Origin of the sequence: uncultured Sphingomonas sp., assembly GCF_964244235.1 — a bacterium.
Classification (GTDB): domain Bacteria; phylum Pseudomonadota; class Alphaproteobacteria; order Sphingomonadales; family Sphingomonadaceae; genus Sphingomonas.
In genome coordinates, this window is record NZ_CAXTII010000112.1 from 1 (window position 1) to 6,573 (window position 6,573).

The 6,573-nt window shown below is 66.7% G+C and carries 5 protein-coding genes; all 5 read left to right on the top strand.

The features are described 5' to 3' along the window. The coding region (locus tag ACFE7D_RS13525) for a protein-L-isoaspartate O-methyltransferase (RefSeq protein ID WP_375395939.1) at window positions 1–509 on the top strand (509 nt) is incomplete at its 5' end. 2 nt (window positions 510–511) lie between these two features. After that, window positions 512–2,050: a TolC family outer membrane protein gene (locus ACFE7D_RS13530; protein ID WP_375395940.1), complete on the top strand. Its 1,539-nt coding sequence runs from the start codon at window positions 512–514 to the stop codon at window positions 2,048–2,050. Between the two features lie 38 nt (window positions 2,051–2,088). Next, complete coding sequence (locus tag ACFE7D_RS13535) at window positions 2,089–2,580, top strand: DUF2497 domain-containing protein (RefSeq protein ID WP_375395941.1); 492 nt, start codon at window positions 2,089–2,091, stop codon at window positions 2,578–2,580. Window positions 2,581–2,768: 188 nt separating this feature from the next. Beyond that, window positions 2,769–5,663 (top strand): valine--tRNA ligase, encoded by a 2,895-nt coding sequence (locus ACFE7D_RS13540; RefSeq protein ID WP_375395942.1) that lies wholly within the window; start codon window positions 2,769–2,771, stop codon window positions 5,661–5,663. A gap of 232 nt (window positions 5,664–5,895) precedes the next feature. After that, window positions 5,896–6,573: MATE family efflux transporter (locus ACFE7D_RS13545; RefSeq protein WP_375395943.1), on the top strand; the 678-nt coding region annotated here is incomplete at its 3' end.

Consider the following 6,573-nt stretch of genomic DNA (forward strand, 5'->3'; position numbering starts at 1 on the left):
CCTATCGCGACACGTCGATCCCGTTGGGCGAGGGGCGTCATGCGAACCTGCCGATGGCGACCGGGCGGCTGTTGAATGCGGCGGATCTGCTGGCGGGCGACCGCGTGCTCCTGATCGGCGCGGCGGGAGGATATACGGCCGCCATATTGTCGGAAATCGTGGCGTCGGTGGTCGCGGTCGAATCATTGCCCGCGCTTTGCGTGCTGGCGCGGGAGGCACTGGCCGGCCGGCTGAACGTCACGCTTGTCGAGGGACCGCTGGCCGAGGGCGCGGCCGACGGCCAGCCTTATGACGTGCTGATCGTCGATGGCGCGATCGCGCATGTTCCCGATGCGATCATTCACCAGGTCCGTCCCGGCGGCCGGGTCGCGACGGGGCTGTCCGAACGCGGGATGACTCGACTGACAGCGGGCCGTCGCAGCGCCGGAGGCTTCGGATTGGTGCCGTTTGCCGACTGCGACTGCGTCGTCCTCCCCGGGTTCGACCGACCTGCCGGCTTCCGGTTCTGACGATGGCCCGGGGGGGAATCATCGGCCTGCTGCTGGCAGGCTCCGTCATCGCCGCGCCCGCCTCCGCCGAGACGCTGCGCGAGGCTCTGGTCAAGGCGTACCAGACCAATCCGACCATCACCGGCCAGCGCGCGGCGCAGCGGGCACTGGACGAAAACGTGCCGATCGCGCGCTCCGCCGGACTGCCGGCGGTCAATGCAACGGGCGGCTTCAACAACAATCTGTTCGCGCCGAGCACCGATCTGGCGGCGCAGAGCAACAGCCTCAACTCGCCCCAGCGCCAGGCGACCGGCACGACGCAGCTGAGCGTGCCGATCTACCAGGGCGGCGGCGTGCGCAGTTCGATCCGTGCGGCCGAGACGCGTGTCGAGGCGGGGCGCTTCACGCTGCGCGGTACCGAGTCCGATCTCTTCTCCGCGACCGTCGGCGCGTACATGGATGTGATCCGCGACGAGGCGATCGTCGGACTCAACCGCCAGAACGTGAAGGTGCTCGACGTCAACCTGCAGGCTACCAAGGATCGGTTCCAGGTCGGAGACCTGACGCGGACCGATGTCGCCCAGTCCGAGGCGCGGCTGGCGCTCGCGCATGGGCAGCTCCAGTCCGCCGAGGCGCAGCTGATCACCAGTCGCGAGAATTACATCCGCATCGTCGGCTCGCCGCCGGTCGATCTCCGGACTCCGCCGGCGCTGCCCAAGCTGCCCGCATCGGCGAATGCGGCGGTGGGCGAGGCACTCAACAATAATCCCACGCTCCAGGCCGCCGCCAAGCAGCGCGACGCCACGCGCTTCGACGTCACCACCGCCAAGTCGAGCCGGCTGCCCAAGCTAAGCGTTGTTGTCGGCGGCAACTATTACAATTACCTGGGATCGCTCGGCGCAGGCACCGGCGTGCAGGTCGCGCAGTCGGGCACGTCGGCGACCGCGGGCGTCGCGCTGACGGTCCCGATCTTCCAGGGTGGCCGCCCCGCCGCGCAGGTTCGCCAGGCGGAGGCGCTGCGCAGCCAGTCGATCGAGAACGAAACCTCGACCGAACGCAGCGTCATTGCGACCACGCGGTCGGCCTATGCGGTGTGGCAATCGTCCGAACAGGTCATCGCATCGTCGGACACCGCGGTCACCGCGAACAAATTGTCGCTGGAGGGCGTGCGTGCCGAGAACAGCGTCGGCAGCCGGACGATCCTCGACATCCTGAACGCCGAACAGGAACTGCTGAACAGCGAGGTGACGCTCGTCACCGCGCGGCGCGACGCCTATGTCGCCGGCTTCGCGCTGCTGGCGGCGATGGGCGATGCGGAGGCGAAGGACCTTGGGCTGGACGGCGGATCGCTGTACGATCCGGTCAAGAACTATGACCGCGTCCGCAACCGGTTCGGCGACTTCGGCGGGGATGGCGAACCGACAGGCGTCGCGCCGACGACGCGCAACACGCCCGCGCAGGACGCAACCGTCGCGGCACCGCTCGATCCTGAATTCGATACGCCGCCGGTTGACAAGAACGCACCGCTGACGACAGGTGCCAGGACGCCCGGTCACCACTGACGGCCGACCGGCGAAGCGAGACGGAAACGGTGCCGCCGATGGGGGAAATCAGCGTCGAACCTTCGATGGAGGACATCCTCTCGTCGATCAAACGAATCATCGCCGAGGAGGGCGATGGCGCGCCGGGGCGCACCCGCCGACCGTCGCGCATCCCCGCGCCGCGCGCCGAGCCCGTCGCTGATCGCATTCCGGACGACGAGGATGCCGACGATCATGTCCTCGAACTGAGCGACCCGATGCCAATCGCGAAGCCCGAACCTGTCGCGGCGAAATCCGCCCCCGCCGCCGCCGCGAAGCCCGCGTCCGAATCGCTCGTCTCGCGCGAGGCCGTCGCTGCCAGCCGCGGTGCGCTCGACCAGTTGTCCCGGTTGATCGTGAAGCCGGAGGCGGACAGCGACGGCACGCTCGAAGGGCTGGTGCGTGGGATGCTCCGGCCGATGCTGAGCGACTGGCTCGACGCGCATCTGCCCGAGATGGTCGAGGCGATGGTGGCACGCGAGATCGCGAAGATCACCGACCAGGCGGGGTAGGGCTTCGCGCCAGGCGGGCGATGATTTGATCCACATACCAGGATGTTCTCCCCCGAATGCGGGAGCCCGGGAGCACACAGGACATCGCTTGTGGCTCCTGGGCCCCCGCTTTCGCGGGGGAACGGCGGAACGAGAGTGTGACCGCCCAAGGCTGGCCTCCCCCGGACGCACTCGCTAAGGCGACGCGCATGACGGAACTTCCCAAGACATTCGACCCTGCCGACATCGAACGCCGCTGGTACGCGCATTGGGAGGAGCAGGGCCTGTTCCACCCCGACCGGCCGGGCGCGGAGCCGTGGACGATCGTCAACCCGCCGCCCAACGTCACCGGCGCGCTGCACATCGGCCATGCGCTCGACAACACGCTGCAGGATATCCTCGTCCGCCATGCCCGGCTGAAGGGTAAGGACGCGTTGTGGGTCGTGGGCACCGATCACGCCGGAATCGCGACGCAGATGGTGGTGGAGCGGCAGATGGCCGCGAAGGGCGAGAAGCGCACTGACTTCGCGCGCGAGGATTTCGTCGCGAAAGTGTGGGACTGGAAGGCGGAAAGCGGCGGCGAGATCACCCGCCAGCTGCGTCGGCTCGGCTGTTCGATGGACTGGGCGAACGAACGCTTCACGATGGACGAGGGCTTCAGCAAGGCGGTGCTGAAGGTCTTCGTCGATCTCTACAACGAAGGGCTGCTGTACCGCGACAAGCGGCTGGTGAATTGGGACCCGGGCCTGGGCACCGCGATCAGCGACCTGGAGGTCGAGACGCGCGAGGTCCGGGGGCAGTTCTGGCATTTGCGCTACCCGCTGGCGGACGGGTCGGGCTTCATCGAGGTCGCGACGACGCGGCCGGAGACGATGCTGGCGGACATGGCGGTGGCGGTAAACCCTGCGGACGAGCGTTACGCGGCGCTGGTCGGCAAGCAGGTGCGCCTGCCGATCACCGGCCGGCTGATCCCGATCGTGACCGACGAGCATGCCGATCCCGCGCTGGGATCGGGCGCGGTGAAGATCACGCCGGGGCACGACTTCAACGATTTCGATGTCGGCAAGCGCGCGGGGATCAAGGCCGCGGAGATGCTCAACATGCTGGATGCCAAGGGGGCGATCGTGCAGTGCGGCGGCGTGCCCGATGCGTTGATCGGGCTCGACCGGTTCGACGCGCGGAAGCGGATCGTCGCGATGCTGGAGGACGCGGGCGCGTTGGTGCGCGTCGAGGATCGGACGATCCAGACGCCTTATGGCGACCGCTCGGGCGTGGTGATCGAGCCGTGGCTGACCGACCAATGGTATGTCGACGCGGCGCCGCTGGCGAAACCGGCGATCGAGGCGGTGCGATCGGGCGCGATCCGCATCGTGCCGAAAACGTGGGAGAAGACGTTCTTCAACTGGATGGAGAATATCCAGCCCTGGTGCGTGTCGCGGCAGCTGTGGTGGGGGCACCGGATACCGGCGTTGTTTGGACCGCGTCTCAACGAAAATGGCGAACCAGACTTTTATTTACTACGCGGTAGAGCAAACGTAAATTATTATGAGGCGGGTACTACGTTTGTGGCCGAAACGCGCGATGAGATGCTGGAGCAAGCCGGCGATGCCTACCCAGGTTTTGAGGTAAAGCATCACGATCAAGCCCACGAGGCAGCTTTTGCACAAGCCCGGGCCATGGGGGAGGGGTTGCAGGAAGTTCATCTATTCTGGGAAAATAATGTCCTCGATACCTGGTTCTCCTCCGCGCTCTGGCCGTTCGCGACTCTCGGCTGGCCCGCTGCTGAGACAAGCCCCTCCCCTTCAGGGGAGGGGTCGGGGGTGGGGGATGTCTCACCGAGCGCACCGCTTGCGGCCCCCACCCCAACCCCTCCCCTGAAGGGGAGGGGCTTGTTGGACGGCCGCTACCCGAACGACGTCCTCGTCTCCGGCTTCGACATCCTGTTCTTCTGGGATGCGCGCATGATGATGCAGGGGTTGCACTTCATGCGCGATGTGCCGTTCAAGACCTTGTATCTCCACGGTCTCGTCCGCGCCGCCGATGGCTCGAAGATGTCGAAGTCGAAAGGCAACACCGTCGATCCGCTTGGGCTGATCGATCGCTACGGCGCGGATGCGCTCCGGTTCTTCATGGCGGCGATGGAAAGCCAGGGCCGCGACATCAAGATGGATGAGAAGCGCGTCGAGGGCTATCGCAACTTCGCGACCAAGCTGTGGAACGCGGCACGCTTCGCACAGGCCAACGGCATCGGCGCGAGTACGACGCTGGAGGCACCGCCCGCGACGCTGGCGGTCAACAAGTGGATCGTGGCGGAGACGATCCGCACGGTGCAGGCGGTCGACCTGGCGCTCGCCGATTACCGCTTCGACGGCGCGGCGAACGCGATCTACCAGTTCGTCTGGAGCCGGTTCTGCGACTGGTATCTGGAGCTGATCAAGCCGCCGGTGGTGGATGGCGAGCGGGGGGAGATCGATGCGGAGTCGAAGGCGGTGGCAGGTTGGGTGCTGGACCAGATTCTCGTGCTGCTCCACCCGTTCATGCCCTTCATCACGGAGGAGCTCTGGCACGCGATGGGGGAGCGCGAGAACGATCTGATCGTGGCGCGCTGGCCGATGGCGGATGCGCGATCGATCGATCCCGAGGCGAGTGCGGAAGTCGAGTGGTTGATCCGACTGGTTGGCGAAATCCGGACGGCGCGGACCGAACTGAACGTGCCGCCGGGGGCTCAACTAGCGTTGCACGTGGTTGAGCTTGGGCCGGATGTCGGCCTGCGGATTAGCACGAGCGGTGCCATGCTGAAGCGCCTCGCAAGAGCAGTACCCACTGATGGTGCCTTTGCCGGCACTGCCGCTTACATCGTGTCGGACGGTGCAACTTACGCGTTGCCACTTGAAGGCGTCATCGACCTCGACGCCGAACGCGCGCGGCTAACCAAGGGGATCACCACGGCGGAGAAGGAGCGCGATGCGCTCGCCGGTCGCCTGAACAACCCCAGTTTCGTCGAGCGTGCGAAGCCCGAGGCGGTGGAGAAGGCGAAGGCGGATCATGCCGACAAGGCGGCGGAGGCGGAACGGTTGTCGGCCGCGCAGGCGCGGTTGGGGTGACCTCCTCTCCCCACCCCGGCGAAGGCCGGGGCCCAGTTGCTATGCGGTCGTGGCGGCGCGATGTGCTTCGTTACGAAAAACCGGTGCGACTGGGCCCCGGCCTTCGCCGGGGTGGGGCTTATCGCAGGGTAGGGAATGCGGTTGGATATGCCGGGCGAATGGCATACCCGATAACCGCGAAACCCCACCTTCGCTGGGTGACGGTTTCGAAATGTGGCGGGGACGACGAACGATGGCATCACGACCGCCCGGCAAACCCGGCCAGCACGACCTGACATCCGGCCCCATCGGCAAGACCCTGCTGACCTTCGCGCTCCCGACGCTCGGCTCGTCGATCCTGCAATCGCTCAACGGGTCGATCAACGCGGTGTGGATCGGTCAATTCCTCGGCGAGCGCGCGCTGGCGGCGACGACGAACGCCAATATCATCATGTTCCTGCTGGTCGCTGCGGTGTTCGGGTTCGGCATGGCCTCCACGATCCTGATCGGCCAGAATATGGGGCGGCGCGACATCGATGCGGTTCGCCGTGTGCTCGGGACGTCGCTCGGGTTGTTCGCGATCATCTCCATCCTGACGGTCGTTATCGGCTGGCTCGTCGCGCCGGCGATCCTGCGGCTGCTGGCGACGCCGGCGGAGGTCTATCCGCTCGCGCTCGCCTATCTGCGGGTGATCTTCGTCGCGATGCCGCCGGGGTTCCTGGCGGTGCTGCTGACGATGGCGCTGCGCGGTACGGGCGATTCGCTGACGCCGCTGAAGTTCATGGCGCTCGGCGCGGTGATCGACGTCGCGCTGAACCCGCTGCTGATCCGCGGCTTCGGCCCGATCCCCGCGCTCGGGATCGGGGGGTCGGCGATCGCGACGCTCATTGCCAATTGCGTCGCGTTGCTGGCGCTCATCGGCTATATCTAC

Excerpts from the sequence above, each read along its gene's own strand:
- ACFE7D_RS13530 (WP_375395940.1), top strand. The coding sequence starts at position 512 with ATGGCCCGGGGGGGAATCATCGGCCTGCTGCTGGCAGGCTCCGTCATC.
- ACFE7D_RS13535 (WP_375395941.1), top strand. The coding sequence starts at position 2,089 with ATGGGGGAAATCAGCGTCGAACCTTCGATGGAGGACATCCTCTCGTCG.
- ACFE7D_RS13540 (WP_375395942.1), top strand. The coding sequence starts at position 2,769 with ATGACGGAACTTCCCAAGACATTCGACCCTGCCGACATCGAACGCCGC.